At 68.2% G+C, this 25,297-nt stretch carries 22 protein-coding genes and 2 pseudogenes; 7 read left to right on the forward strand and 17 right to left on the reverse strand.

The features are described 5' to 3' along the window. Window positions 1-197 precede the first annotated feature (197 nt). The 3 genes and pseudogenes from AC07NI_RS22685 to AC07NI_RS22695 all read left to right on the forward strand — a co-directional run bounded on the left by AC07NI_RS22685 (window position 198) and on the right by AC07NI_RS22695 (window position 1,646). Window positions 198-665, forward strand: a complete 468-nt coding sequence (locus tag AC07NI_RS22685) for an Lrp/AsnC ligand binding domain-containing protein (RefSeq protein WP_494623375.1) — start codon at window positions 198-200, stop codon at window positions 663-665. Between the two features lie 226 nt (window positions 666-891). Then, window positions 892-1,012, forward strand: a pseudogene (locus AC07NI_RS22690) (hypothetical protein); the annotation flags it as partial. 10 nt (window positions 1,013-1,022) lie between these two features. After that, a complete protein-coding gene (locus tag AC07NI_RS22695) occupies window positions 1,023-1,646 on the forward strand; it encodes a hypothetical protein (protein WP_494623377.1) in 624 nt (207 codons plus the stop codon). Here AC07NI_RS22695 and AC07NI_RS22700 read toward each other — a convergent pair. From AC07NI_RS22700 to AC07NI_RS22715, 4 genes are all read right to left on the reverse strand, one after another. After that, window positions 1,643-2,029, reverse strand: coding sequence for a DUF1801 domain-containing protein (locus tag AC07NI_RS22700; protein ID WP_494623379.1), 387 nt, complete (start codon window positions 2,027-2,029; stop codon window positions 1,643-1,645). The genes AC07NI_RS22695 and AC07NI_RS22700 overlap by 4 nt on opposite strands. 160 nt (window positions 2,030-2,189) lie before the next feature. Then, window positions 2,190-3,620, reverse strand: a complete 1,431-nt coding sequence (locus AC07NI_RS22705) for an efflux transporter outer membrane subunit (protein ID WP_494623380.1) — start codon at window positions 3,618-3,620, stop codon at window positions 2,190-2,192. A 2-nt stretch (window positions 3,621-3,622) separates the two neighbouring features. Then, complete coding sequence (locus AC07NI_RS22710; protein ID WP_494623382.1) at window positions 3,623-6,790, reverse strand: efflux RND transporter permease subunit; 3,168 nt, start codon at window positions 6,788-6,790, stop codon at window positions 3,623-3,625. Between the two features lie 12 nt (window positions 6,791-6,802). Next, window positions 6,803-7,960 (reverse strand): efflux RND transporter periplasmic adaptor subunit, encoded by a 1,158-nt coding sequence (locus AC07NI_RS22715; RefSeq protein WP_494623384.1) that lies wholly within the window; start codon window positions 7,958-7,960, stop codon window positions 6,803-6,805. 186 nt (window positions 7,961-8,146) lie between these two features. On the opposite strand from AC07NI_RS22715, the gene AC07NI_RS22720 reads away from it, so the two are divergent. Further along, a complete protein-coding gene (locus AC07NI_RS22720; RefSeq protein WP_494623385.1) occupies window positions 8,147-8,743 on the forward strand; it encodes a TetR/AcrR family transcriptional regulator in 597 nt (198 codons plus the stop codon). 144 nt (window positions 8,744-8,887) lie between these two features. Continuing rightward, complete coding sequence (locus AC07NI_RS22725) at window positions 8,888-9,571, forward strand: M23 family metallopeptidase (RefSeq protein WP_494623387.1); 684 nt, start codon at window positions 8,888-8,890, stop codon at window positions 9,569-9,571. 3 nt (window positions 9,572-9,574) lie between these two features. Here AC07NI_RS22725 and AC07NI_RS22730 read toward each other — a convergent pair whose 3' ends face one another. From AC07NI_RS22730 to AC07NI_RS22755, 6 genes are all read right to left on the reverse strand, one after another. Continuing rightward, complete coding sequence (locus AC07NI_RS22730; RefSeq protein WP_494623389.1) at window positions 9,575-10,756, reverse strand: hypothetical protein; 1,182 nt, start codon at window positions 10,754-10,756, stop codon at window positions 9,575-9,577. A 60-nt stretch (window positions 10,757-10,816) separates the two neighbouring features. Then, on the reverse strand, window positions 10,817-11,668 hold the full coding sequence (locus AC07NI_RS22735) for a rhamnogalacturonan acetylesterase (protein WP_494624064.1): 852 nt from the start codon (window positions 11,666-11,668) through the stop codon (window positions 10,817-10,819). Next, window positions 11,665-13,290, reverse strand: coding sequence for a family 43 glycosylhydrolase (locus tag AC07NI_RS22740; protein ID WP_494623391.1), 1,626 nt, complete (start codon window positions 13,288-13,290; stop codon window positions 11,665-11,667). The genes AC07NI_RS22735 and AC07NI_RS22740 overlap by 4 nt, the downstream gene beginning before the upstream one ends. A 193-nt stretch (window positions 13,291-13,483) precedes the next feature. Continuing rightward, window positions 13,484-14,920 (reverse strand): sugar porter family MFS transporter, encoded by a 1,437-nt coding sequence (locus tag AC07NI_RS22745; protein WP_494623393.1) that lies wholly within the window; start codon window positions 14,918-14,920, stop codon window positions 13,484-13,486. A gap of 241 nt (window positions 14,921-15,161) precedes the next feature. Then, complete coding sequence (locus AC07NI_RS22750; protein WP_494623395.1) at window positions 15,162-15,377, reverse strand: hypothetical protein; 216 nt, start codon at window positions 15,375-15,377, stop codon at window positions 15,162-15,164. Between the two features lie 149 nt (window positions 15,378-15,526). Beyond that, window positions 15,527-16,927, reverse strand: a complete 1,401-nt coding sequence (locus AC07NI_RS22755) for a pyridoxal phosphate-dependent decarboxylase family protein (RefSeq protein WP_494623397.1) — start codon at window positions 16,925-16,927, stop codon at window positions 15,527-15,529. A gap of 91 nt (window positions 16,928-17,018) precedes the next feature. Between AC07NI_RS22755 and AC07NI_RS22760 the strand changes: the two genes are divergently transcribed. Further along, window positions 17,019-17,222, forward strand: a complete 204-nt coding sequence (locus AC07NI_RS22760) for a hypothetical protein (RefSeq protein WP_494623399.1) — start codon at window positions 17,019-17,021, stop codon at window positions 17,220-17,222. 34 nt (window positions 17,223-17,256) lie between these two features. Here the strand turns inward: AC07NI_RS22760 and xylD are convergent, their stop codons facing one another. The 6 genes from xylD to xylR form a co-directional block, all read right to left on the reverse strand. Continuing rightward, window positions 17,257-19,032 carry a xylonate dehydratase XylD gene (xylD, locus tag AC07NI_RS22765; protein WP_494623401.1) on the reverse strand — a complete coding sequence of 592 codons (1,776 nt, stop codon included), beginning with the start codon at window positions 19,030-19,032 and terminating at the stop codon, window positions 17,257-17,259. After that, window positions 19,025-19,891, reverse strand: coding sequence for a D-xylonolactone lactonase (gene xylC, locus AC07NI_RS22770; RefSeq protein ID WP_494623403.1), 867 nt, complete (start codon window positions 19,889-19,891; stop codon window positions 19,025-19,027). Before xylC ends, xylD begins: the two co-directional genes overlap by 8 nt. A 106-nt stretch (window positions 19,892-19,997) precedes the next feature. After that, window positions 19,998-20,744, reverse strand: coding sequence for a D-xylose 1-dehydrogenase (xylB, locus tag AC07NI_RS22775; RefSeq protein WP_494623405.1), 747 nt, complete (start codon window positions 20,742-20,744; stop codon window positions 19,998-20,000). A 5-nt stretch (window positions 20,745-20,749) separates the two neighbouring features. Further along, window positions 20,750-22,186, reverse strand: coding sequence for an aldehyde dehydrogenase family protein (locus AC07NI_RS22780; protein WP_494623407.1), 1,437 nt, complete (start codon window positions 22,184-22,186; stop codon window positions 20,750-20,752). A 16-nt stretch (window positions 22,187-22,202) separates the two neighbouring features. Next, window positions 22,203-23,357, reverse strand: a complete 1,155-nt coding sequence (locus AC07NI_RS22785) for a fumarylacetoacetate hydrolase family protein (protein ID WP_494624066.1) — start codon at window positions 23,355-23,357, stop codon at window positions 22,203-22,205. Between the two features lie 164 nt (window positions 23,358-23,521). Beyond that, window positions 23,522-24,577 carry a transcriptional regulatory XylR gene (xylR, locus tag AC07NI_RS22790; RefSeq protein WP_494623409.1) on the reverse strand — a complete coding sequence of 352 codons (1,056 nt, stop codon included), beginning with the start codon at window positions 24,575-24,577 and terminating at the stop codon, window positions 23,522-23,524. Between the two features lie 68 nt (window positions 24,578-24,645). On the opposite strand from xylR, the gene mobA reads away from it, so the two are divergent. Next, window positions 24,646-25,158 (forward strand): molybdenum cofactor guanylyltransferase, encoded by a 513-nt coding sequence (gene mobA, locus AC07NI_RS22795; RefSeq protein WP_494623411.1) that lies wholly within the window; start codon window positions 24,646-24,648, stop codon window positions 25,156-25,158. Here mobA and AC07NI_RS22800 read toward each other — a convergent pair. After that, window positions 25,152-25,296: pseudogene (locus tag AC07NI_RS22800) on the reverse strand (hypothetical protein); the annotation flags it as partial. The gene mobA and the pseudogene AC07NI_RS22800 overlap by 7 nt on opposite strands. Window position 25,297 lies beyond the last annotated feature (1 nt).

A 25,297-nucleotide genomic window follows, 5' to 3' on the forward strand; every position in this document is an offset into this window, starting at 1 on the left:
CGCGACGCCCGGTTAGGGGGAGAGGGGCGAGCGTCGCGTGTGTTCCGCCCTTACGGTCAGACCGTTTCGCCGGGCGCCTTTAGGAGGGGGGAGGGCGCGGGGCAGGGCTGGAACGATTGGAGGTGTAACGCTAAGCTTTCCGAATGTGCTACGTTTGTGACCGCTAAATTTCGAAGTTTATTCGGCGAAAGTTCAATATGGCCATTTCCGCTCTAGATGACACCGATCGCCGGCTTTTGCGGGTTCTGCAGGCCGATGGCCGCATCACCAACGCCGAACTGGCCAAGCGCTGCAACCTGTCGCCGGCGGCCACGTTCGACCGCGTCCGGCGCCTGCGCGAGCGCGGCTACATCACCGGCTACGCGGCGCTGCTGGACCCGGCCAAGGTCGACCGGGCGCTGCTGATCTTCGTCGAGGTGGTGCTGGACCGCACGACCGGCGAGGTGTTCGAGGACTTCGCCGCCTCGGTCCGCCGCGCGCCCGAGATCCTGGAGTGCCACATGGTGGCCGGCGGCTTCGACTACCTGATCAAGGCCCGGGTGCGCGACATGGAGGCCTATCGCAGCTTCCTCGGCGACATCCTCGTGAAGATGCCCGGCGTACGCGAGACGCGGACATATGCGGTGCTGGAAGAGGTCAAGAGCACGGTGCAGTTGCCGCTCTGAGGCGGTGGGCCGAGAGACCGCGCCAACCGGGTGGGGCAGTGGCGCGGTCTTGGCCGGACGACGCGGCTGGAGGCGTCGAACTGGACGGTCTTCGCGAGGATGGGACTTGGGAGAGCCGCCTTCGCGTCGACCCTTCGACCTCTATCGCAATCGTTTGCGAAGTCACGCAACCTCTAGCATGGGTGTGGCCCGTTTCGGGGTTGGGCGACCGAAGCCAGGGGTCTGGGTGATCGCACCCAAAGCTTGTCATCCCGGCCGCAGCGAAGCGGAGAGCCGGGACCCAGGAGGCACCGCACTGGGCTTGGCCCCTGGGTCCCGGACAGCCTCTCCGAGGCTTCCGGGATGACAAGCGTTGTGGTGCAGATGGACGTATCTGCACGCTATGCGAAGCTGTGCTTTATGACGCGTAATCGAGAGATATTCCTGATCTTTGTAGTCGTACTGGTCGGTACCGCCTGTGCTGCGAGTCTTGTGCAAGGCTGGGGAATGAAAGCCAGTGACGTTGCTGCTTGGGCGCAATCCGTGGGGACAGTCGCTGCGATCCTCGTGAGCATCGAGATGACGCGCCGCCAGATCGATGCTGTTCGCGACGGCCGAGCGCGTGAAAAGCAAGATATGGCCGATGGTGTCGCGGAAGCTGTTCAGCTGGCCGTTTACTCCTTTTCGCGGTTTGGCCTTTGTATCGATAAACACGATCGGGTCGGCTTGGACCTCGCCTTTAGCGAACGAGATCAAACCCTAAGAAAAGCGCTGGATGCCTTTATGGAGCTGAACGTCGGTGAGTGGCCAAGCGCAGTGCTCTATACTCGAGCCGCCGCCATTCAGGGATCGCAAGATAGAATGCAGTATGCATTGAGCTACTACTTGCGTACGCAGGGCGTACAGATGAATTGGCAGCATTTGATTGTGGAGCTGAGAAGCTACGAGAAGGCGGTTGCGGATTTTCGTAACGCGTATCAGGGGCTGATTTTTCGTTCCTAGCTCGTCGCCGCCACCCACCGCGCGCAGAGGTCGCTGAACGCGCTGAACTTTGCCTCTACCGCCGGAACGTCCGCGAACACCATGACCCCGCGATCCACCGCTGGCCACTTGGCCAGCTTGGCGGTGTCCTCGAACGCGAAGCCCGCCGTGTCCTTCACCTTGGCCCCTCGGTGGAACACCACCCGTACGCCGCCCTTGCGTTCGAGGCCCAGCGTGATGCGGTCGTCGTCATCGCCGGCGGAAGCCAGCGCGAAGCTCGGGGCGTTCCATTTCAGGCGTTCCACCAGGTCCGGGCAGGCGGCCAGCACCGCCGCGCGCAAGGCGTCGACGGTCGCCCGTGTCTCGGCGTCCAGGCTCTCTCGGAAAGTTTCGAGGCTCGGCATGACGCCGGAGCGTGGGCGAACGATCGTCCGTCCGCAAGGGGTGGAAGGGCGCCTCCAGGGATGGGGGGAGGAGGACGCCCTTCCGTTCGCGACCATCGGGGGTGGGGGATGATGGCCAGCGAACCGCCCCGGCTCGCGCCGGGGAGCTCTGGGTAGAGGCTTAGCCCCGGTCGGCGGGCGCGCCGCCGCCGAGGGTCTTGTAGAGGGTGACGAGGTTGGTGGCCCGGGCCAGGCGCGCGGTGATCAGGCCTTGCTGGGCCGAATACAGGGTGCGCTGGGAATCGAGCAAAGTCAGGGCGCTGTCGAGGCCGGCGTCGCGACGCTGCTGCGACAGGGCCTGGCTGCTGGTGGCGGCCACCACGAGGCGCTCCTGGGCGGCGAGGCGATCGCCGACCGTGTCGCGCACCGACAGGGCGTCGGAGACCTCGCGGAAGGCGGTCTGCACCGTCTTCTCGTAGGTCGCCACGGCGATGTCGCGGTTGGCCTTGGAGACCTTCAGGTTCGACACATTGGCCCCGCCGGCAAAGATCGGCAGGCTGATCTGGGGCGCGAAGCTCCAGGCCTTCGTGCCGCTCTTGAACAGGCCGTCCAGCTCCCCGCTGCTCGACCCGAACGAACCGGTCAGGCTGATGCGCGGGAAGAAGGCCGCGCGGGCCGCGCCGATATTGGCGTTGGCGCCTTGCAGCTGGTGCTCGGCGGCCAGCACGTCGGGACGACGGGCCAGCACGTCCGAGGGCAGGCCGGCCGGCAGGTCGGCCAGGATCTTGGCCGAGGCCAGACCGTTGGACGGCAGCAGGTCGGCCGGCACCGTGTCGCCGGCCAGCAGGGTCAGCGCGTTGAGGTCCTGGGCGACCTGGGCGGTGTAGACCGCCATGTCGCTGCGGGCCGTCTCGGCCTGGACCTCGGCGTTGCGCAGGGTGGCCAGCGAGCCGACGCCGCCGTCGACCTGCTGCTGGGTCAGGCGCAGCGTGTCCTCGCGGGTGCGCAGGGTGTCCTTGGCCAGGGCCAGGCGATCCTGGTCGGCGGCCAGGGTCAGCCAGGCGTTGGCGGTCTCGGCGATCAGGCTGGTGCGCACCGAGCGGCTGGTTTCCTGCGTGGCCAGGAAGCTCTGCAGGGCCTGGGCGTTCAGGCTGCGGATGCGGCCGAAGATGTCCAGCTCATAGGCGGTGAAGCCGATGGTGGCGCTGTAGACCTCGGTGTCGATCGAACCGCCGGCGGCGCCGGGGATCTGGCCGAACTGGGTGGCGCCGGCCGGGGTGTGGTTGCGCTGTTCGGACAGCGTGCCGTTGATCCCCGGGAACAGGGCCGAGCGCTGGACGCCGTACTGGGCGCGGGCCTTCTCGATGTTCAGCACCGCCACGCGCAGGTCGCGGTTCTGCTTGAGGGCCAGGTCGACCACGCCTTGCAGGCGCGGATCGACCAGCACCTGGCGCCAGTCGAGGTCGGCGGCCGTGACATTGCCCGTGGGCTCCGGCGTCGGCGTGGACCAGGCCGGAGCGACCGGCAAGGCCGGACGCTCATAACGCGGGGCCAGGGTGCAGGCGCTGACCGCCGTGGAGGTCAGCAGGATCAGGGTCAGGTTACGGAACATGATCAGTGGGCCTCCGTCGACGAGATCTCGCCGCCGTGCTCGGCGACGGCCGCGTCATGGCCTTTGTGCTTGGGTTTGAAGACCTTCTCGACGACCACGAAGAACAGCGGGACGAAGAAGATCGCCAGCAGGGTGGCCGAGATCATGCCGCCGATGACGCCGGTGCCGATGGCGTGCTGGCTGCCCGAGCCCGCGCCGTTGGAGATGGCCAGGGGCAGCACGCCGAACACGAAGGCCAGCGAGGTCATGATGATGGGTCGCAGACGGATGCGCACGGCTTCCACCGTGGCCTCGATCAGGCCCATGCCCTTCTCGTACAGGTCCTTGGCGAACTCGACGATCAGGATGGCGTTCTTGGACGCCAGGCCCATGGTCGTCAGCAGGCCGACCTGGAAGTAGATGTCGTTGCTGAGGCCGCGCAGGGTGGTGGCCAGCAGGGCGCCGATGATGCCCAGCGGGATGACCATGATCACCGACAGCGGGATCGACCAGCTCTCATAGAGTGCCGCCAGCAGCAGGAACACGACCAGGATCGAGATGCCGTACAGGGCCGGCGCCTGGTTGCCAGACTCCAGTTCCTGGGCCGACAGGCCGGTCCACTCGTAACCGATGCCCGGGGGCAGGGTGGCGGCGATCTTCTCCATGGCCTTGATCGCGTCGCCCGAGCTCTTGCCCGGGGCCGGCGAGCCCTGGATGTTCAGCGACGACAGGCCGTTGTAGCGCTCCAGGCGCGGCGAGCCGTAGATCCAGTGCGTCGTCGCGAAGGACGAGAACGGGGCCATGGTGCCGGTGTTGGTGCGGACGTACCAGCTGTTCAGGTCCTCGGGACGCATGCGGTAGGGCGCGTCGGCCTGGACATAGACCTTCTTGATCCGGCCGCGGTCGATGAAGTCGTTGACGTACGAGCCGCCCCACGCGGCGCTGAGCGCGGCGTTGATGTCGGCGGTGGTCAGGCCCATCGCCCCGGCCTTGGCCTGGTCGATGTCGATCTTCAGCTGCGGGGTGTCGTCCTGGCCGTTGGGGCGAACGCCCGCCAGCGTCGGATCCTTGGCGGCCATGCCCAGCACCTGGTTGCGCGCGGCGACCAGGGCCTCGTGGCCGACGCCGCCGATGTCCTGCAGCTGGAAGTCGAAGCCCGACGAGGTGCCCAGTTCCGGCACGGCCGGCGGCACGATGGCGAAGACCATGGCGTCGCGGATCTGCATGAACTTGCCCATGGCCCGGCCGGCGATGGCCGGGGCCTTGAGGTTGGCGGCCTTGCGCTCGTCGAAGTCCTTCAGGCGAACGAAGGCCAGGCCCGCGTTCTGGCCGGCGCCGGCGAAGCTGAAGCCGGCGACGGTGAAGACGGCCCGGACGGACTCCTTCTCGTCGACCAGGAAGTGGTTACGGACAGTGTCGAGCACGGCCTGGGTGCGTTCTTCCGGCGCGCCGGGCGGCAGCTGGACGATGGTGAACATCGTCCCCTGGTCTTCCTCGGGCAGGAAGGCGCTGGGCAGGCGGACGAACAGGAAGGCCATGGCCAGCAGCACCACGCCATAGGCCACCATCCAGCGCCCGCTCTTGCCGAGCAGGTTGCGGACGGTGCCCTGGTAGCGGCCGCTGACGTCGTCGAAGCTGCGGTTGAACCAGCCGAAGAAGCCGGTCTTGTGCTCCTTGTGACCCTTCTCGACGGGCTTGAGCAGGGTGGCGCACAGGGCCGGGGTCAGGATCAGGGCGACCAGCACCGACAGGGCCATGGCCGAGACGATAGTGATCGAGAACTGACGGTAGATCACGCCTTGCGAGCCGCCGAAGAAGGCCATCGGCACGAACACCGCCGACAGCACCAGGGCGATGCCGATCAGGGCGCCGGTGATCTCGTTCATCGACTTGCGAGTGGCTTCGACCGGGCTGAGCCCTTCCTCCTCCATCACGCGCTCGACGTTCTCGACCACGACGATGGCGTCGTCGACCAGCAGGCCGATGGCCAGCACCAGGCCGAACATGGTCAGCGTGTTGATCGAGTAGCCGAACAGCGCCAGCACCCCGAAGGTGCCCAGCAGGACGACCGGCACGGCGATGGTCGGGATCAGGGTCGCGCGCCAGTTCTGCAGGAACAGGAACATGACGATGAAGACCAGCACGATGGCTTCGAGCAGGGTCTTGACCACTTCCTCGATCGACAGCTTCACGAACGGCGTGGAGTCGTAGGGGATCACGTACTGGAAGTTGGCCGGGAAGGTCTTGGACAGCTCCTCGACCCGCTTCTTGACGGCGTCGGCGGTGTTCAGGGCGTTGGCGCCGGGGGCCAGCTTGATGGCCAGGCCGGCGGCGGGCTTGCCGTTGTACTTGGCGCCGAAGCCGTAGCTTTCCGCGCCCAGCTCGACACGGGCCACGTCACGCAGGTGGACGATGGCGCCCCCGGGGCTGTTGCGGACGATGATGTTCTGGAACTCGGCCGGGGTGGTCAGGCGCGACTGGGCCGTGATCGTGGCGTTCAGGCCGATGCCCGGCAGGTTGGGCACGCCGCCCAGCTGGCCGGCCGAGACCTGGGCGTTCTGGGCCTTGATCGCGGCGATGACGTCGGCGGGGGTCAGGTTGTAGCTGGTCAGCTGGGTGGGGTTCAGCCAGATGCGCATGGCGTATTGCGCGCCGAACAGCTGGACGTCGCCCACGCCGTCGACGCGGCTGAGGGGGTCTTGCAGGTTGCTGGCGATGTAGTCGGCCAGGTCGGTGTTGGTGGTCTTCGGATCGTCCGAATACATGCCGACGATCAGCAGGAAGTTCCGCGCCGACTTGGCGACGGTCAGGCCCTGCTGCTGTACTTCCTGCGGCAGGAGCGCGGTGGCCGTCTGCAGCTTGTTCTGGACCTGCACCTGGGCGATGTCGATGTTGGTGCCGGCCTTGAAGGTCAGGGTCGTGGTGGCCGCGCCCGAGCTGTCGCTGGTCGACGACATGTAGTCCAGGCCGTCCAGGCCCTTCATCTTCTGCTCGATGACCTGGGTGACGCTGTCCTCGACGGTCTTGGCCGAGGCGCCGGGATAGATGGCGCTGACGGCGACCTGGGGCAGGGCGATGTCGGGATACTGGGCGATCGGCAGGCCGCGGATGGCCAGGGCCCCCGCCAGCATGATCACGATCGCGACGACCCACGCGAAGATGGGCCTGTCGATGAAGAAACGGGAAAGCATGACGGGCCGGCCTTAGCGTTGAGCTTGAGCGGTGATGGCGACGGGCTTGACCGGCGCGCCGGGGCGCACCTTCTGCAGGCCTTCGACGATGACGTGCTCGCCGGCGTTCAGGCCCGAGGTGATCAGCCACTTGTCGCCGACCGTCTGGGCGGCGGTGACGACGCGCGGGGTGACCGCGCCCTTGGCGTCGACCACCATCACGGTGGCGTTGCCCTTCGGATCGCGGCTGACGGCGGCCTGCGGGATCAGCATGCCGTCATTGGCCACGCCCTTGCTCAGGGCGGCGCGGACGTACATGCCGGGCAGCAGCACGCCGTCGGGGTTCTTGAAGATGGCGCGCAGCACGACCGAACCGGTGGTCGGATCGACGGTCACATCCGAGAATTCCAGGTGGCCCGGGGTCGGATAGGTCGAGCCGTCTTCCAGCTTCAGCGTCACCTGGGCCGAGCCCGAGCGCCCCAGCTTGCCGCTGGCGAACTGCTGCTGCAGCTTCAGCATCTCGGCCGAGGACTGGGTCAGGTCGACATAGATGCTCGACAGGTCCTGGACCGTCGACAGGGCGGCGGCCTGGTTGGCGGTGACCAGAGCGCCCGGGGTCACGGTGCTCTTGCCGATGCGGCCCGAGATCGGGGCGGTCACGCGGGTGTAGTTGAGGTTGATGCGGGCGTTGTCGAGAGCGGCCTTCTGCACCTGCACGGCGGCGGCGGTCTGCAGGGCGGCGGCCTGGGCGTCGTCATTGTCCTGCTTGGACACCGCGCCGGTCTCGACCAGACCCTTGTAGCGGTCGGCCTTCAGCTTGGCGGCCGTGGCGGTCGCCTGGGCTTGAGCCAGGGCGGCCGAGGCGCTGTTGACCGTGGCTTGGTAGATCGCCGGGTCGATCTGGTACAGCGACTGGCCGGCGCGCACGTACGAGCCCTCGGTGAACTGGCGGGCCTTGATCACGCCGCTGACCTGCGGACGCACATCCGAGACCAGGAAGGCCGAGGTGCGGCCCGAGAGCTCGCTGGTCAGGCCGACCGATTGCGTCTGGGCGACGATGTAGCCGACCTCGGCCGGACCGCCCATGCCCGCGCCGCCGGCGCCGCCCTTGCCTTGCCCGCAGGCGGCGAGGGTGAGAGCCACGGCGGAGAGCCCCACAGCCGTCATCACGGCCGAGCGTTGGAATTGCATATTTGACCCCGGATGCGGGGGCTTCGCGGACTATTGCCCTTGACGAAGCCGGCATGATGAACAATCTGAGAATGAACGTTCATTCTCAAGCGGGCTGGACATAGGTGCGGTACTGTCGCAAGTCAACCTTAGCCCGGCTTGAAGACGCCTGACCTAACGGAAATGTAATGCTGACCAGGAATTTAAATGTCTGACGAGCCGCATTCGAACCGTCCCTCGCCGGAATCGCGTCGTCAGCAGATTCTGGACGCGGCGTGCGAACGGGTGAGGCAGTCGGGCTTCCATGGCGCCAGCATGGCCGACATCGCCAAGGCTGCGGGCCTCAGCGTCGGCCAGATCTACCGCTACTTCGAGAACAAGGAGGCGATCATCGCCGCCATCGTGGCCCAGGACCTGGCCGAGATGCGCGACAAGTTCGCCGAGATGGAAAGCCAGCCGGGCACCCTGCTGGACGCCATCGACGACCACCTGCCCGAGGGCATCGACAAGTGCTTCGACCCGCGCCGCGCGGCCCTGGCGCTGGAAGTCGTCGCCGAAGCCGCCCGCAATCCCAAGGTCGCCGCCATCGTCCGCGCCGCCGACGAGCAGGAGCGGGCGCTCGCCCGCACCATGATGGAGCGCGACCGCAAGCCGGAATGGAGCGAAGAAGAGTTCCAGGCCCGCTGCGAGGCGGTCGGCATGATCTTCGACGGCCTGCTGATGCGCGGCGTCAACCACCCCGACCTCAACCGCGAGGCCCTGGTGGCGGTGCTGCGCTCGACCGTGCGGCACCTGCTGGGGTGAGGCTGCGGGCACACGATTGTGTCCGAAATTCGCCAACGAATTCAGAGCTTAAGCATGGATTTGGCGCGTCGTCCGGTCGCATGGCGATGACGCGTTAACGCTTCCATATCTGCCGGCCACGCACGCCACGGCAGAAAGCTTCCCATGAACGCATCACCCGCGAAGACCGCCAACGCCGCCATTCTGCGCTGCGCCCTGGGCCTGGCGACCGTCCTCGCGCCGATGGTGGTGGCGGCCATGGAGCGACCGGTCTCGCGACCGAAGACCACGCCGGCGATCGTCAAGCTGCTGGCCGACCTCCAGGCCGACAAGCCCAAGCCGACCGTGATGGAACTGGTCTGGAAGGGCGCCGACATCGACGGCGACGGCGCGCCCGACTTCGCCAACCCGACCGGCGCGGCCCCGCGCGGCCACGACGCCTTCGGCGACGGCTTCTTCGGCGCCCGCCGCGACGGCGGCAGCCGCGACCACGAGGGCGTCGACTACACGGCGGTGGGCGGCCAGGCCGTGCGCGCCCCGATGTCCGGCTATGTCACCAAGATCGGCTACGCCTATGCCGGCGACACCGACCTGAAGTTCGTCGAAATCACCAACCCGGCGCTGGGCTATGCGGCTCGGGCCTTCTACGTGACGCCGGGAGTCGAGGTCGGGCAGACGGTGCGGCTAGGCGACACGATCGGCCGGGTGGAGAGCTTGCAGGGGCACTATCCGGGCATCACGGATCACGTGCATCTGGAGATCTTGGATCGCGGCGAGCGCGTGAACGCCGCCCGGCTGATCCAGCCGAAGATGGTGGCGGTGGCCGAGACGTCCGTGTCGGGGGACTGACGCCTAGGACGGCTTCAGGCCGGTCACGTCGTCCAGTCGGCGACAGGCCCAGACGCGCAGGGTCCTGACATAACGCAGGCCGCGTAGCCCTTCGACGGTCAGGCCGGTCGCGCAGAGCCGGCCTTCGCGCGCCAGGTCGGCCTGGTCGGACGACAGTCGCCATTGCGTCGGGCGATCCGCGATCATCACCACGGCGACGCTTTGCCCATCGGACTCGGCCAAGTCCACGATCTCGGCCGGGATCGGGCGCTCGTCGCGCGCCGCGAGGCGATTGACCTCGACCGTCCTCAGGTTGGCGCTGAATGGCAGGGCCAGGATGGCGACCAGAAGCACCAGGCCCAGCACCTTGTGCGCATCGGCGCGGCGCATCGCCAGCAGCGCCGCGGGCAAGACGACCGCCGCCAGCAGCGCCGCCATGCCGATCCAATCTGGCCGGACGAAGCGTTCGATCTGGCGGGCCTCGTGCTCCGTCATGAAAAAGGCGACGCCCAGGATGGCCGCCAGCCATCCGGCCGCCCACGCCAGCGCCAGGCGCCGGCCGTCGATCGGCCAGGGAAGGCGCGATCCTATCCAGCCGACCGCCCCGGTCAGGGCCATGCCAGGACCGCCGACCTGCAACGGCAGGGCAGACCCGCTCGCCGCTTCGCGTGGCCACGCGTCGGCCAAGGCGTCCAATCGCGTGGTGATCGCCGAGAGCGCCTGGCCGCCGTCCATGGCGGGCGAGGGCGCATAGCCGATCTTGATGTTCAGGCCTTGGCGGTCGGCTGCGATGCGCCTCACGCCCAGATCGAAAAGCTCAAGGATCAGCCGCCTGGTTTCCGGCCGGACGATCAGGGCGCGACCGGCCTCGGCGTCGTCCAGCGCCGCATGAACCCGCCGGTCGAAGTCGATGTCGCCGGCCTGGGGTTCGACGGAATAGCGCGACCGCGCGGCCAGACGATCGAGCGGGGTCTCGCGCGACAGGACGCCCGTGGCCCTTTTCGGCCTCGCCAGCACCAGCCGGTGTGAGAAGCTGAGATCAAGATTCACGGCGAAGCGCTGATTGATGCTCGCGTCGGGCGCGGGCTCCACGAAAGCGAAACGCGGGCCGGCATAGGTGACCATGGCGCCGCTCGGCGCTGTGGCCACCCAGTCGTTCTCGCCGGACCTGGCCCACTTCAGAGCCGTGATCTTCTCGTCTGACAACGCGGCTTGGCCCCCAACTAGGCCGGCACGATTGCGACGCGGGTTTGAGGTGGTCAAGCCCTACGGCAGCAACTGCTTTCCCAGCTCTGGGACGGTCTCGGCCAAGGCTTTGGCGATCACCGCCGAGAAGTAGTCCGCGCCTTCCGGCCCCAGGTGGGTGTAGTCGAAGACCGGCTTGAAGCTGGCCATGGCGCTCGGCGGCGCTGGTGGCGCGGCGGGCGGACGCGGCGGGACCACGGCGCCGGGGATGGCGGGCTCGTAGAACATCGCGCTGGTCGTCGTACCGGACTTGGCGGCGGCGGCGACTTCCGGCGGCGGGGGCGTCTCGCCGAACTTCATGGCCGCGACCGGACCCATCGCTTGGACGGCATCCTTCGAGAGCTGGTGCAGATCGACCAGCGGCGTCCCGGTCTCGGCCGCCACCTTGCGCACCGCCTCCGCCCACGGCGCGAGGTCGTCGAACACCTTGCCGTCCTTGAACTGCCGGCGGATCAGCGGCGTCACCAGCACTGGTGTCCCGCCGGCCGCGCGGGTCTCGTCGACGAAGCGCCGGATGTTGACCGGGAACTCGGTGGCCAGGTCCGTCGAGCGTTCGGGGCGGCCGGGCTGGTCGTTGTGGCCCAGCTGGATCAGGACGTAGGTCTTCTCGAAGCCGCCGCTGGCGATCTCCTTCAGGGCCAGGACCCAGGAGCCCTCCTCGCGATAGGTGCGGGTCGAGCGCCCGCCGCGTCCCAGGTTCACGCAGGCCACGTTCGAGGTCACGTGCCGGGCGCAGAAGCTGCCGCCCCAGCCGCTGTTCACGGCGGTGGTGGAGTCGCCGACCAGCACGATCTTGCTGGCCTTGAACATCGGCTCCTGGGCGGCGGCGGGCGTCGCCAGCAGCGCCAGGGCGAGGACGGCGGCGCGCATCAGTCCAGCGCCCGGTACTTGAAGTTCCGGAACCGCGCCGAGCCCTTGCCGGCCGCGTAGAGGCCCGGCTTCAGCATCAGGAACCCGCCACGGACATTGTGGTGGTAGCCCGAGACCTCCATGCCCCGGTCGAAGCGCTTCCAGGTCTTCCCCCCGTCGCCGCTGGTGTGGAAGCTGACGATGTGGCGGGTGTTGATCACCTTCATCAGCATCCGCGCGCCATGCGGATTGGCGGGACGCCCGCGCTCGATGCCGTACTGGTGGGTGACGAAGTTCTTGTCGTCGAAACCCAGGCCGCAATAGAGCTGGCGGTCGTAGAACAGGATCAGGCCGGCGCGGGTCTCGGGATCGATCTCGATGTCGCACTCGATCTCATAGGCCTGGTCGCCATTGACGAAGATCAGCGGCGCGCCGCTGGACGGGGCCTCGCCGGCGCCCTTCAGGGTCATGACGCCGCCCGAGCGGCTGATGCGGCCCTGGTCGCTGGGCTTGGGATCGAAGAACGCCCACTGCACGCCGTACTTGTCGGTCGAGAAGTCGTCCGACAGCGCCTTGCCGTGCGGGCCGGCCTTGCCGCCCTTGGGCTTCCTGATCGGCTTGGAGAGATCGCCGCCGCCGACGTCGAACCAGCCGTCGGCGGTCCAGGTGACCGGGGCCAGCAAGGTCTGGCGGCCCAGCGTGTAATAGCCGTTTTCGTAGCCGTGATAGACGGTCCACCAGTCGCCCGGCGTGGGACCCTCGACCAGGGTGGCATGGCCGCGCGACCACCATTTCTCGCTGTTGTCGACGGTGCGCACGATCGGGTTGCGCGGGTGGTCCTCCCACGGGCCGGCCAGCGACTTGGAGCGCGCGACGATGACCATGTGGCCGGTCGGCGGGCCGGCCGTGCCGCCCACGGCGGTGACCAGGTAGAAGTACTCGCCGCGCTTCATCACCTTGGGGCCCTCGGGCGAGAAGCCCTCGACGTCCCAGGTGTCCGGATAGCGCCACGGATTGTAGACGTGCTCGGGCTCGCCGACGGTGGAGAGGCCGTCCGAGGCCAGCTTGATGCGGTCGCCGCCCGACAGGAACAGCCAGCGGTCGCCGTGCTCGTCGACGATGTGGCCGGGGTCGATGTAGCGGGGCAGCTTGAGGTCGACCGGCTCGGACCACGGGCCTTCGATCTTGTCGGCCCAGATCACGTAGCTGGTGTTGTTGTTGGGGAACTTGGCCGGCAGGTAGATGTAGTAGCGGCCCTTGTGCTTGCAGATTTCCGGGGCCCAGATCGAGCCCACATTGGTATTCAGCGTGGTGGTGACCGGGGTCCAGTTCACCAGGTCCTTGGAGTGCCAGATCAGCAAACCCGGATACGCGTCGAACGACGAGTGGGTCATGTAGTAGTCCTCGCCGTCCTTCAGGATCGACGGATCGGGGTGGTCGCCGGCGAGGATGGGGTTGAGGAACGTGCCGTCGCCGAGGTCGGCCTTGCGCTGGCCCTCGACGCCCTTGACCCAGGTCGGGCCAGACGTGGACTTGGCGGGGAGGAGGCCCATCTGGCCGGCAGCTTCGCTCGAAGCCGGGATGGCGGCGATGCCGGCCCCGGTCAGCAGCGAGCCCAGCGCGCCGCGGCGGTTGATGTCGACCATGATACTGCCTCCCGGACCTTGCGCCTCCTTGTCCGTGGGGCGCTCGTTACCGCTACCCTAGCGGCATGACGGCGGCGATGTCCACCGGTGTCATAATATGTCTCATAAGGTGAGACCGGCCAGGTTCGAGGCACGAAAAAGCCCGGGAGGCGAACCTCCCGGGCTTCCGTGGTCAGCAGGTGACGAAGGGCTATTAGCCCTGCATCGCCTCCAGCTCCTTGCCGCGCGTTTCATTGATCAGCTTCTGGACCAGGAAGAACGAGACCAGGGCGCAGACGGCGTAGAGGCCGTAGGTCGCCGGCAGGCTCGCCTTCTTCATGATCGGGAAGCTGAACGAGATGGCGAAGTTGGCGATCCACTGGGCGAAGCCGCAGACGGCCAGGGCCGAGCCGCGCATCTGATTGGGGAACATCTCGCCCAGCATGACCCACATGACCGGACCCCAGGAGAGGTTGAAGAAGATCACGTAGAGGTTGGCGGCGACCAGGGCGATCGGGCCGACGCTGGCGTCCAGATGCAGGGCGCCGTTGACCGTGGTGGCGGTCGAGAAGCACCAGGTCATCACGCCCAGGGTCACGGCCATGCCGGCCGAGCCGATCAGCAGCAGGGGCTTGCGGCCGATCTTGTCGATGACGGCGATGGCGACCAGGCAGGCCAGGATCGACAGCGCGCCCGACAGGATGTTGATCTTCAGGCTGTCGTCCTCGGTAAAGCCCACCGACTGCCACAGCACCGAGCCGTAGTAGAAGACGATGTTGATGCCGACGAGTTGCTGGAACACGGCCAGCACCAGGCCGGCCCACAGGATGGCGCGCAGCTTGCGGGTCGTGGGGTCCAGCAGGTCCGAGAACTTCGGCTGGTGGTCGACGGCCAGCGAGGCGCGGATCTCGGCGACCTTCTTGGCGCCTTGGCCTTCGCCGAACAGGCGCGAGAGGATGGCTTCGGCCTGCTCGTCCTTGCCCTTGGCGACCAGGAAGCGCGGGCTTTCCGGGATCACCAGCAGGGCGAAGAAGAAGATGCCGGCCGGGATGACCTGCATCCAGAACATCCAGCGCCAGGCCGGCAGGCCCAGCCAGAACTCGGCGGTCGAGCTGCCGGCGGTGTGGGCCAAGGCGTAGTTGGCCAGGAACGCGCCGGTCAGGCCGGTGATGATCATGATCTGCTGCACGGACGACAGGCGGCCGCGCATCGAGGCGGGCGTGACTTCCGAGATGTAGACCGGGCAGAGCACGCTGGCGGCGCCGACGCCCAGGCCGCCGATCAGGCGGAAGATCACGAAGATGGTCGAGGTGTGGGCGGCGCCGGTGCCCAGGGCGCTGATCACGAACAGCAGGGCCGAGATGATCATCACCGTGCGGCGGCCCCACACGTCGGCCAGGCGGCCGGCGGCGAAGGCGCCGAAGGCGCAGCCGAGCAGGATGGCGGCGACGTTGAGGCCTTCGCCGGCCTCGGTCAGGTTGAAGGCGGCCTTCAGGCCGGTCTGCGTGCCGTTGATGACGCCGCTGTCATAGCCGAACATGAAGCCGCCGATGGTGGCGACCGCGACGATCGCGGCGACGAAGGCCATGTTGACCTTCGCGCCGTCGGCGCTCATGCCGGCGCTTGGGCCGGCGTTGGATACTGAAGCCACAGGCTCTCCTCCCCGTTGGGCCATCGGCCCGTTTGATGCCCTCGTGGTCCTTGTCAGACCTTTGGTTGCCGGCGACCTTAGTGTTACCGGTATCAGCGCGCAAGCGGTGGTTCTGGCGACCCTCCGTCCCGCGCGGGACTCACCCCTACGCCTCATCGATAGCGGGTTCCGCAGCGTCCGTCTCCCTGGACACGACAACGTTGTCGTCGGCGCGGAAGCCTAAGCCTGGGCGGGGCGGGCCTCAGTGACCGTCGTCGAAGGGCGGTGGTGGGGGAGGGGCGTAGCCGAGGGCGCGGCGGATCAGTTTCACCAGCAGCACGGTCAGGGCCACGCACGCGGCAGGGATCAGGGCCAGCAGCCAGACCACGACGACGAGGCCAAGCTGCAAGGCCGAGGTCACGACCACCAGGGCCTGTGACTCGCGTTGTTCACGCAGGGCAGGGCTCACCCACGGCATCCGATACGCGCTCGATAAACTAGGCCCCGACTTGGCAAATATAGACCCGTTTTGAGTTTCAACCTAGGCAAGAATTTTACATTTGACTGCAAGTTTCTCAAGGACTTGTTAAGCATTTCGAGGGTGGTCAGGCTAGTTTACCAGAGGGGCTAGTCCCGCACCGCGCGCCAGGCGGCGATCACCGCCGCGACGGTGATTTCGCCGTCTTCTTCCGTGGTCGCCGCCGAGGACACCGACACCCGCATCACCCAGCGATCGCGCCAGGTCGCCGCGCCGATGAAGGCGACGGCGTCGGCCTGGATGCGCTCGACCGTGGCCAGGGTGGCGCCGTCGTCGTCGCCGAAGCGGACCATGAACTGGTTCAGCACCACCTCGCAGACCAGCTCGACGCCGGGCTCGGCGGCCAGGGTGGCGGCCATGTCGCGGGCGATCCTGCAGTCGCGCTCGACCAGTTCGGCCAGGCCCGCGCGGCCGAACTGGCGCAGCATGGCCCAGGTCCCGACGCCCCGCGCCCGCCGCGACAGCTCCGGCACATAGGCCGAGGGCTCGCGGTCGGCGCCTTGGGCGGGCGGCAGGTAGCTGGCGGTGATGGCCATGGCCCGGCGGTGGGCTTCGGCGTCGCGGACGATGGCGAAGCCGCAGTCATAGGGCGTCTGCAGCCACTTGTGGCCGTCGGTGGCCCAGCTGTCGGCCTGATCGACGCCGATCAGCTGGTCGGCGCGCGTGGGCGCGACGCGGCCCCACAGGCCAAAGGCCCCATCGACATGCAGCCAGGCGCCGGCCGCCTTGGCCAGCGGCGCGATCTGGTCGAACGGGTCGCTGGCTCCGGTGTTGATCTGGCCGGCTTGGGCGATGGCGATGACGGGGCCTTCGCCGGCGGCCAGGGCGCGCTCGAAGGCGGCGGGCAGCATGCGGCCCAGGTCGTCGGTCTCGACCGTGACCACCCGCTTGGCGCCGAGGCCGAGGTATTTGAGCCCCGAGAACACGGTGGCGTGGGCGTCGGCGCCGATCAGCACCCGGACCGGCGGCGCGCCGATCAGGCCGTCGGCCTCGACGTCCCAGCCGACCTTGCGCAGCACCTCGGACCGCGCGGCGGCCAGGCAGACGAAATTGGCCACGGTCGCGCCGGTGACATAGCCGACCGAGGCCTCGCGCGGCAGGTCCAGGACCTCCAGCAGCCAGTTGGCGGCCACCGTCTCCATGGCCGCGGCCGCCGGGGCCGAGGTGAGGTTGCCGACGTTCTGGCCCCAGGCGGCGACCAGCCAGTCGGCGGCCACGCCCGTCGGGTGCGAATTGCCGATCACCCAGCCGAAGAAGCGCGGGGCCGTCGCGGCGCGGATGCCTGGCGTGGCCCGCGTGATCAGGTCCTCGATGATCGCGGCCGGCTCGCCCGGCTCTTCGGGGAGGGGCGCGTCGAAGATCTCCAGCATCTGGCGATAGGTCGCCACCGGATTAGTCTCGGCGCTGGCCACACCTCGGCGGTAGGCGACGGCCTCGCGCGCGGCGCGTTCCATGGCCTCGAGTCCGGCTTCCATCTCGTGCGGCGTCATGTGCTTCCCCCTGTGGCGCCGAAGTGACCCCAAGTCGGCGCATTAGCCAAGCTGCCACGCTGTGGCCCCATTGGACCCGGAGTTTCCGGCCATGTCAGAGTCCGCGTCCAACCGAGAGTTTTCCGTCCGCCCGTACGGCGACCGCTGGGGCATCGCCATCGACGGCGAGGTGATCCTGGTCGCCAACACCCTGGAAGACGCCCGCGCCGTCGCGGCCACGGCCGCCGAGGTCCTGGCCCACAGCCGGCAGCGACGCAGCGCCGAGCGGCGCTCGTTCACCCGGGACGAGGACTAAGAAAAAAGCCCCGGATCGCTCCGGGGCTTTCTCTTTAGTGATTGTGCCGGGGAAGCTTGGACGCCAGGTCCTGGTACTTCACGGCGAACTCCAGCACCCCGCCGGTTTCCAGCTGGCCCGTGTGGGCGCGGTAGATTTCCTGCCAGGGGGTCATGGTCGCGGGGACGGCGGGGATGCCTTCCTTGCGGCGTTCGGCGATCGTCGCCTCGTCCACCAGCGCATCGCAGCGGCCGGTGTTGAGGTCGATGCGGATGGTGTCGCCGGTGCGAAGCCACGACAGGCCGCCGCCGATGGCGCTTTCCGGCGAGGCGTTGAGGATCGAGGGGCTGTCGGCGGTGCCCGACTGGCGGCCGTCGCCCAGCGTCGGAAGGCTCATGATGCCCTTCTTCAGCAGGTGATCCGGCGGCTGCATGTTCACGACCTCGGCCGAGCCCGGCCAGCCGATAGGACCCGCGCCGCGGATCACCAGGATGCAGTGCTCGTCGATGTTCAGGGCCGGGTCGTTGATCCGGTGGTGGTAGTCGTCCGAGCCGTCGAACACGATGGCGCGGGCCTCGAAGATGTCTTCCTGGCCCGGTTGCGAGAGGTAGCGCTCGCGGAAGTCGGCGCCGATGACGCTGGACTTCATGATCGCGAAGTCGAACAGGTTGCCCTTCAGCACCAGGAAGCCGGCCTTCTCGGCCAGCGGCTGGGCGTAGGGGAAGATCACCTCGCGGTCGTGGGTCTCACGGCCTTCGAGGTTCTCGCCCATGGTCTTGCCGGTGACGGTCAGGACGTCGCCGTGCAGGCGGCCCTGCTGCAGCAGTTCCCACAGCACGGCGGGCGCGCCGCCGGCCCGGTGGAAGCGCTCGCCCAGATACTTGCCGGCCGGCTGCATGTTGACGATCAGCGGGATGTCGTAGGCCGCGCGCCAGTCGTCGGCGGTGATCTCCAGGCCCGCGTGGCGCGCCATGGCCGCGATGTGCGGCTGGGCGTTGGTCGAGCCGCCGGCCGCCGCCACCAGGGCGATGGCGTTCTCGAAGGCCTTCTTGGTCAGGATGTCGAGCGGCTTGATGTCGTCATAGGCCAGGTCGACGATCCGCTGGCCGGTGCGATAGGCCATCTGGCCGCGCTCGCGGTACGGGGCCGGGATGGCCGCGCAGCCGGTCAGCGATAGGCCGAGCGCCTCGGCCACGGCGTTCATGGTCGAGGCCGTGCCCATGGTGTTGCAGTGGCCCGCCGACGGGGCCGACGAGGCCGCGCGGTCGATGAACTCTTCCTCGGTGATCTCGCCGGCCGCCAGCTTGCGGCGCGAGCGCCAGATGACGGTGCCCGAGCCAACCAGCTCGTTCTCGTGCCAGCCGTCCAGCATCGGACCGCCCGACAGCACGATGGCCGGGATGTTGACCGTGGTGGCGGCCATGATGCCGGCCGGGGTGGTCTTGTCGCAGCCGGTGGTCAGGACCACGGCGTCGATCGGATAGCCGTGCAGGGTCTCGACGAGACCAAGGTACGAGAGGTTCCGGTCCAGCGCCGCCGTCGGGCGACGGCAGTTCTCGAAGATCGGGTGGACCGGGAACTCCATGGGGATGCCGCCGGCGTCGCGGATCCCGTCGCGCACCCGCGTCACCAGATCGAGGTGGATGCGGTTGCACGGCGAGATGTCGCTGCCGGTCTGGGCGATGCCGATGATCGGCTTGCCGCTGCGCAGCTCCTCCGGCGTGATCCCGTAGTTCATGAAGCGCTCCAGATAGAGCGCCGTCATGTCGATATGGTCGGGATTATCGAACCAATCGCGGGACCGGAACCGGCGGGGCGTGCGATCAGGCAAGGCTAACCTCGTATTGCGGCTGGCCCGCGACATCGACCTGTACGGCGAACAGACCCCCGGCCAGCGGATACTGGGCCAGGGTCTCTTCGCTGAGGTCCTTGCGGGCGGTGGTGAAATAAAGGGTCTTCAGGTCAGGCCCGCCGAAGCAGGGCTTGGTGACGTTGGGCGCGGGCAGCTCGATGCGGGCCACGGCCTCGCCCGTCGGGGCGAAGCGCAGGGCGCCGAAGCCGCCCCACAGGGCCACCCACAGGTAGCCTTCGGAATCGACCACCGAGCCGTCCGGATAGACGTCGTCGCCCAGGGCGATCTTCACGAAGACGCGCTTGTTCGACAGCAGGCCGTCCTCGGAGAGGTCATAGGCCCAGATCGTCTTTTCCAGGGTGTCGGTGTGGTAGAAGGTCTTGCCGTCCGGCGAGACGGCCGGGCCGTTGGTGATGCAGATGTCCTTGTCCATCCGGGCCACGCCGGTCGCGTCCATGCGATAGAGCGAGCCGGTCTTGTCGGTCTCGGCGTCGTGCATGGTGCCGAACCACAGGCGGCCCAGGGCGTCGACCGTGGCGTCGTTCGTCCGGTTGTTCAGCGCCGGGTCCTCGATCTCGAGGAAGCGCTGCAGGCCGGTCGCGACGTGGAACTTGTGCAGGCCCGACTTCAGGCCGGCCACGAAGCCGCCGCCGCCGGCCAGGGGGGCCAGGAAGGTCACGGGCTCGGGCGCGTTGACCACCAGGCCTTCGCCGGTGGCGGGTTCATAGCGGTGGATCCTGTGGCCCTTGATGTCCACGAACCACAGTGCGTTGCCGGTCCAGATGGGACCCTCGCCCAGGGTGGCCTTGAGATCCCAGACGCAGGTGGCGGCGCTCATACTCGAAGTCTCCGAAGAACCGGTGTTGGCCGTTCGATAGGACGCCGGAGGCCTTCAGGGAAGACCTCCTTTGGTCGAACGGCCTTTCCGGTCCGCATCAGGCCGGCTACCGCCAGCCGGCGTCGATCCAGTACTCGTGACCGGTGCACAGCGCCGCGTCGTCCGAGGCCAGGAACAGCACCAGCGAGGCGACGTTCTCGGGGACCAGGCGGCCCTTCAGGCACTGGGCCTTGACGATCTCGGCCTCGCCTTCCGGCGTGTACCACTTCTCCTGGCGCTTGGTCTTGACGTTGCCCGGCACCACGCAGGTGACGCGGATGTCGTCGGGACCGAGTTCCCGGGCCAGGGCGCGGGTCATGCCCTCGATGCCGGCCTTGGCGGTTTCGTAGAGGACCAGGTCCTCCAGACCCAGGTGCCAGCTGATCGAACCGAAGTTGATCACCGCGCCGCCGCCGCGCTTGGCCATGCCAGGGGCCACGGCCTGGGTGCAGAACAGCATGTGGCGCAGGTTGACGTTGATGCGCTCGTCCCAATAGGCGCCGGTGACGTCGCCCAGCTTGTGGCGGTCGTCATTGCCGGCGTTGTTGACCAGCACGTCGACGTCGCCGATGTCGGCGAAGACCGCCTTGATCGCGTCCAGGCTCATCAGGTCGCAGTGCTTATAGACCGGCGGGATGGCCGAGCCCGAGAGCTCGGCTTCCAGCGCCTTGGAGTCCTCGTCGGCGATGTCGAGGAAGATCACTTCCGCGCCCTGACGGGCGAAGCCGGCGGTCAGGCCGGCCCCGATGCCCGAGCCGCCGCCCGTGATGACGACGCGCTTGCCCTTCAGGCTGGGATAGATGGCAGAGGACATGCTGCTTAGGACCACGAGTAGGAGGTTTTGGTCTGGGTGAAGAACTCGACGGCGGCGAAGCCTTGTTCGCGGGCGCCGTACGAGCTGCTTTTCGAGCCGCCGAACGGCACGTGGTAGTCGACGCCGGCCGTGGCCAGGTTGACCATGGTCATGCCGGCCTTGGCGTGGCGCTGGAAGTGGCGCGCGTATTTCAGCGAGGTCGTGGCGATGCCGGCCGACAGGCCGAACTCGACGCCGTTGGCGATCTCCAGGGCCTCTTCGTACGACCCGACGCGGATGGTCGAGGCGACGGGGCCGAAGACCTCCTCGTTGTTGATCCGCCAGCCGGCTTGGGTGTCGGCGATCAGGGTCGGCTGCACGTACCAGCCCGGATTGTCGAGCTTCAGGCGATCGCCGCCGGTGACCAGACGGCCGCCTTCCGACTTGGCGATGTCGATGTACTTGTAGCTCGTCTCCATCTGGTCTTCGGAGACGGCCGGACCGATCTGGGTGTTGGGGTCCAGAGCATCGCCGACGCGCAGGGCGGCGACCTTCTCGGCCAGCAGGGCCACGAACTTGTCGTGGATGCCGTCCTGGACGATCAGGCGCGAGCTGGCGGTGCAGCGCTGGCCGGTGGCGTAGAACGAGCCGTCCAGGGCGATGGCGACGGCGCGTTCCAGGTCGGCGTCGTCCAGGATGATCAGCGGGTTCTTGCCGCCCATCTCCAGCTGCACGCGGGCCTGGCGGGCCACGGCGGCGGCGGCGACCTGCGCGCCCACGCCTTGCGAACCCGTGAACGAGACGCCGTCGACGTCCTTGTGCTTGATCAGGGCGTCGCCCATCGCGCCGCGGCCGAACAGCATGTTGAACACGCCGGCCGGAGCGCCGCTTTCCTGCATGATGTCGGCCAGAACGTTGGCGGTGGCCGGGGTCGGGCCGGCCGGCTTGATCACCACGGTGTTGCCGAAGGCCAGGGCCGGAGCCGCCTTCCAGGCCGGGATGGCGATCGGGAAGTTCCAGGGGGTCACGAGACCGAACACGCCGACGGCCTGGCGATAGGTCTGGACCTCGACGCCCGGACGGGTGCTTTCCAGGTTCTGGCCGTGGCGGCGCAGGGCCTCGCCGGCGAAGTACTTGAAGATGCGGCCGGCGCGGACGGTCTCGCCGATGCCTTCGGCGACCGTCTTGCCTTCTTCGCGGGCCAGCAGCTTACCGATGTCGGCGCTGCGGGCGATGATGGTCGAGCCGACCTTGTCCAGCAGGTCCGAGCGGACTTCCGGCGAGGCTTCCGACCAGCTCGGGAAGGCCTTCTTGGCCGCGTCGACGGCGGCGTCGACCTCGGCCGAGCCGCCGTTCGGGACTTGAGCGACGACGTCGTTGGTGTTCGACGGGTTCAGGCTCTGGGTCGGGGCGTCCGAAGCGACGCGTTCGCCGCCGATATAGTGGCGCAGGGTGTCGGTCATCGCGCTTGCTTTCGAACTAGAGGAGGCCGCGGCCGGCCAGGTTGCGGATCAGGGCCGAGACGCCGAACGTCCACGGCTTGGCCTGGTCGCAGGTGGTGACTTCGTTCTCCAGTACGCCCAGCTTCGGCGTCGAGACGCGCACGCGGTCGCCGACCTTGTGGGTGAAGCCCTGGCCCGGCGCGTCGCGGTCCTGGATCGGCGCGAACATCGTGCCCAGGAACAGCACGAAGCCGTCCGGATACTGGTGCTGCTTGCCGAACGCCTGGCCGGCGAGGAGCGCCGGATCACGGCTGATCAGGCTCATGTTGCTGTGGCCATCGAGCACGAAGTTGTCGCGGCCGGTGATCTTCAGCTCGACCTCGGCCGAGCGGACGTCGTCCAGGCTGAAGGCGTCGTCGAACAGGCGGAAGAACGGACCGATGGCGCACGAGGCGTTGTTGTCCTTGGCCTTGCTCAGCAGCAGGGCCGAGCGGCCTTCGAAGTCGCGCAGGTTGACGTCGTTGCCCAGCGAGGCGCCGCGGATCTGGCCCGAGCCGTCGCACAGCAGCACGACTTCCGGCTCCGGATTGTTCCAGTGGCTGTCGCTGCGGACGCCGACCTGGTCGCCCCAGCCCATCGACGACAGGGTCGGGCCCTTGGTGAAGATCTCGGCGTCGGGGCCGATGGCGACTTCAAGGTATTGCGACCACAGGCCGTCCTTGATCAGGGTCTGCTTCAGGCGCTCGGCGCCGTCCGAGCCCGGGTTCACGCTCTTCAGGTCGCCGCCCATGCTGGCCGACAACTGCTCGCGGATCTTCAGGGCGGCGGCGGCGTCGCCGCGCGCGCGCTCCTCGATCACCCGCTCCAGGGTCGAGACGGCGAAGGTCACGCCGGCGGCTTTCAGCACCTGCAGGTCGACGGGGGCCAGCAGCTTCACGGCCGCGGCGCCATCGGCGTCTTCCCAGACGGGGCGGATGTCGAGCGCTTCCAGCGGACCCTTGTCCTCGCCGCGCGGGATCGCCGCGCCGGGAGCAAAGGCGTTCATCAGGTCGGCGACGGTGGGGGCGATTTTGGAGACGTCCTCGACGTGGCCGCCGCGCACCAGCACGGGCGTCGGGCCATCGCCGAAGTCCACGCGGCCCAGCAAGGTCGCGTCTTTCCAATCTTCCGGAAGGAATTCACTCACGCCCACGGCGTCGTCTCCCCAAGGTTCGAGCGTCTGGAAGCTGCCGACACGGCGGCGCTCGTTCATCAGAACCTTGGTAGCGCTAACATGTCTGAGCCGCAAGCCACTTGTCAGACCAATATGGTCGTAGACCGGAACGGGACGCCGGCGGCGTCGCGGCGCGGGGGGTCTTAGTCGGGCGCCGGTCCGCTGGAATCCCGCACGATCAGGGTGTGGGGATGCATCAGCTGGCGGGGGTCGCCGCCGCCGTCGCGCTTGCGGCGGATCTCCTCCAGCACCAGGTCTACGGCGGCGCGGGCCATGGCGGCGATGGGCTGGTGGACGGTGGTCAGGGCCGGCCAGATGTTGTCGGCGATCGAGGTGTCGTCGAAGCCGACGATCGAGACGTCGCCCGGCACGTCCATGCCAAGGCGATGGGCCACGCCCGCGGCGGCGGCGGCCATGTCGTCATTGCCGGCGAAGATCGCGGTTGGGCGCGGATCGACGGCCAGCAGGCGTTCGGCGGCCTCCAGGCCCGAGCGGTAGGTGAAGTAGCCCTGCTCGACCTTGATGTCCTCCATCGGCACGCCGGCGGCCTTGAGGGCGGCCATGAAGCCGTCCAGGCGCTGCTGGCTGACGGTCTGGTTCGGGTGGCCCTTGATGAAGCCGAAGCGCCGGTGGCCCAGGTTGATCAGGTGCTGGGTCAGCTCGAAGGCGGCCGCTTCGTTGTCGATGCGGATGGTGGCCATGTCGGTGCTGGTCATGCCGGGGGCCACGGCCACGGCGGCGGCGCCGGCGGCCTTCACCTCGGCCAGGACCTGCGGCGACTCGCACAGCGGCGGCGGCAGGATGAGGCCATCGACGCCGGTCTTCAGCAGGCGGGCCAGGGTGGCCCCGGCCAGCTCGGGCTCGGCGCACTTCTCGATGACGATCTGGGCGCCGGTGCGGCTGCTCTCGTCGAGAGCCCCGACCAGGAACTCCGACAGGTAGCCGGTCGAGGGGTTGTCGTAGAGCAGGCCGATGCGGAATGGCGCGCTGCCGGCCAGGCTGCGAGCGGCGGGATTGGGAGCGTAGTTGAGATCGGCGATGGCCTGCTCGACCAGGGCGCGGGTCTCTTCCTTGACGGTGCTCTCGCGGTTGATGACTCGCGAGACGGTCATCGGCGAGACGCCCGCGCGGGCGGCCACGTCGCGGATGGTGGCGCTCTGGGTCGTGCGACGACGCTGGCGCTCGGCAGGCTGGCTCATTCTTGTATCCGTCCCTATGCGGCGGGGATGCTAGACCGCTTCGGGGCGGCGGTGGAAGACGGATGGATATGAGCAGTCTCGGCGCGATCATCCTGTGCGGCGGCGCGTCCCGAAGGATGGGACGCGACAAGGCCGTGCTCGACTGGGACGGCGCGCGGGCGGTGGATTTGGTCGCGGCTCTGGCGAAGGCGGTCGGCGCCGAGGCGCTGGTGACGGCGGGGGCGGACTTGGGGCTTCCGTGGGTTCCGGACGAGGCGGCGCTGGCCGGGCCGGTCGGTGGCGTGCTGGCCGGGGCGCGGACGCTAGGAACGGCAAGGCTGCTGGTGCTGGCGGTCGATGCGCCGACTGTGACGGCGGAGGACCTGCGGCCGTTGCTGGCAGGCGGGGGCTACTACGAGGGCTTGCCTGTGCCGATGGTGCTGGCGGCGGGTGCGATCCCGGCCGATGCGGAAGCCGGCTGGCCGCTGCGGCGGTTCGTGGAGCGGGCGGGGCTGGTGGCTTTGCCGGTCCTGAAGGGGGCGATGGCGAGGCTGCGCGGGGCAAATACGCCAGAGGAGCGCGAGGGTTTGTTGCGCCGCTGAGCGCCCCCTCCGTCACGAGGCTGCGCCTCGCGCCACCTCCCCCGTTGCACGGGTGAGGAAATCTTCTCCTCCCCTGCGAAGCGGGGGAGGTGGATCGGCGCGGATACGCGACGAGACGGAGGGGGCGCTCAGCGGCCGC

The organism is Caulobacter sp. GW821-FHT10E02 (assembly GCF_059415225.1).

Excerpts from the sequence above, each read along its gene's own strand:
- AC07NI_RS22685 (WP_494623375.1), top strand. The coding sequence starts at position 198 with ATGGCCATTTCCGCTCTAGATGACACCGATCGCCGGCTTTTGCGGGTT.
- AC07NI_RS22700 (WP_494623379.1), bottom strand. The coding sequence starts at position 2,029 with ATGCCGAGCCTCGAAACTTTCCGAGAGAGCCTGGACGCCGAGACACGG.
- AC07NI_RS22705 (WP_494623380.1), bottom strand. The coding sequence starts at position 3,620 with ATGTTCCGTAACCTGACCCTGATCCTGCTGACCTCCACGGCGGTCAGC.
- AC07NI_RS22710 (WP_494623382.1), bottom strand. The coding sequence starts at position 6,790 with ATGCTTTCCCGTTTCTTCATCGACAGGCCCATCTTCGCGTGGGTCGTC.
- AC07NI_RS22715 (WP_494623384.1), bottom strand. The coding sequence starts at position 7,960 with ATGCAATTCCAACGCTCGGCCGTGATGACGGCTGTGGGGCTCTCCGCC.
- AC07NI_RS22720 (WP_494623385.1), top strand. The coding sequence starts at position 8,147 with ATGTCTGACGAGCCGCATTCGAACCGTCCCTCGCCGGAATCGCGTCGT.
- AC07NI_RS22725 (WP_494623387.1), top strand. The coding sequence starts at position 8,888 with ATGAACGCATCACCCGCGAAGACCGCCAACGCCGCCATTCTGCGCTGC.
- AC07NI_RS22740 (WP_494623391.1), bottom strand. The coding sequence starts at position 13,290 with ATGGTCGACATCAACCGCCGCGGCGCGCTGGGCTCGCTGCTGACCGGG.
- AC07NI_RS22750 (WP_494623395.1), bottom strand. The coding sequence starts at position 15,377 with ATGCCGTGGGTGAGCCCTGCCCTGCGTGAACAACGCGAGTCACAGGCC.
- AC07NI_RS22755 (WP_494623397.1), bottom strand. The coding sequence starts at position 16,927 with ATGACGCCGCACGAGATGGAAGCCGGACTCGAGGCCATGGAACGCGCC.
- AC07NI_RS22760 (WP_494623399.1), top strand. The coding sequence starts at position 17,019 with ATGTCAGAGTCCGCGTCCAACCGAGAGTTTTCCGTCCGCCCGTACGGC.
- xylC (WP_494623403.1), bottom strand. The coding sequence starts at position 19,891 with ATGAGCGCCGCCACCTGCGTCTGGGATCTCAAGGCCACCCTGGGCGAG.
- xylB (WP_494623405.1), bottom strand. The coding sequence starts at position 20,744 with ATGTCCTCTGCCATCTATCCCAGCCTGAAGGGCAAGCGCGTCGTCATC.
- AC07NI_RS22780 (WP_494623407.1), bottom strand. The coding sequence starts at position 22,186 with ATGACCGACACCCTGCGCCACTATATCGGCGGCGAACGCGTCGCTTCG.
- xylR (WP_494623409.1), bottom strand. The coding sequence starts at position 24,577 with ATGAGCCAGCCTGCCGAGCGCCAGCGTCGTCGCACGACCCAGAGCGCC.
- mobA (WP_494623411.1), top strand. The coding sequence starts at position 24,646 with ATGAGCAGTCTCGGCGCGATCATCCTGTGCGGCGGCGCGTCCCGAAGG.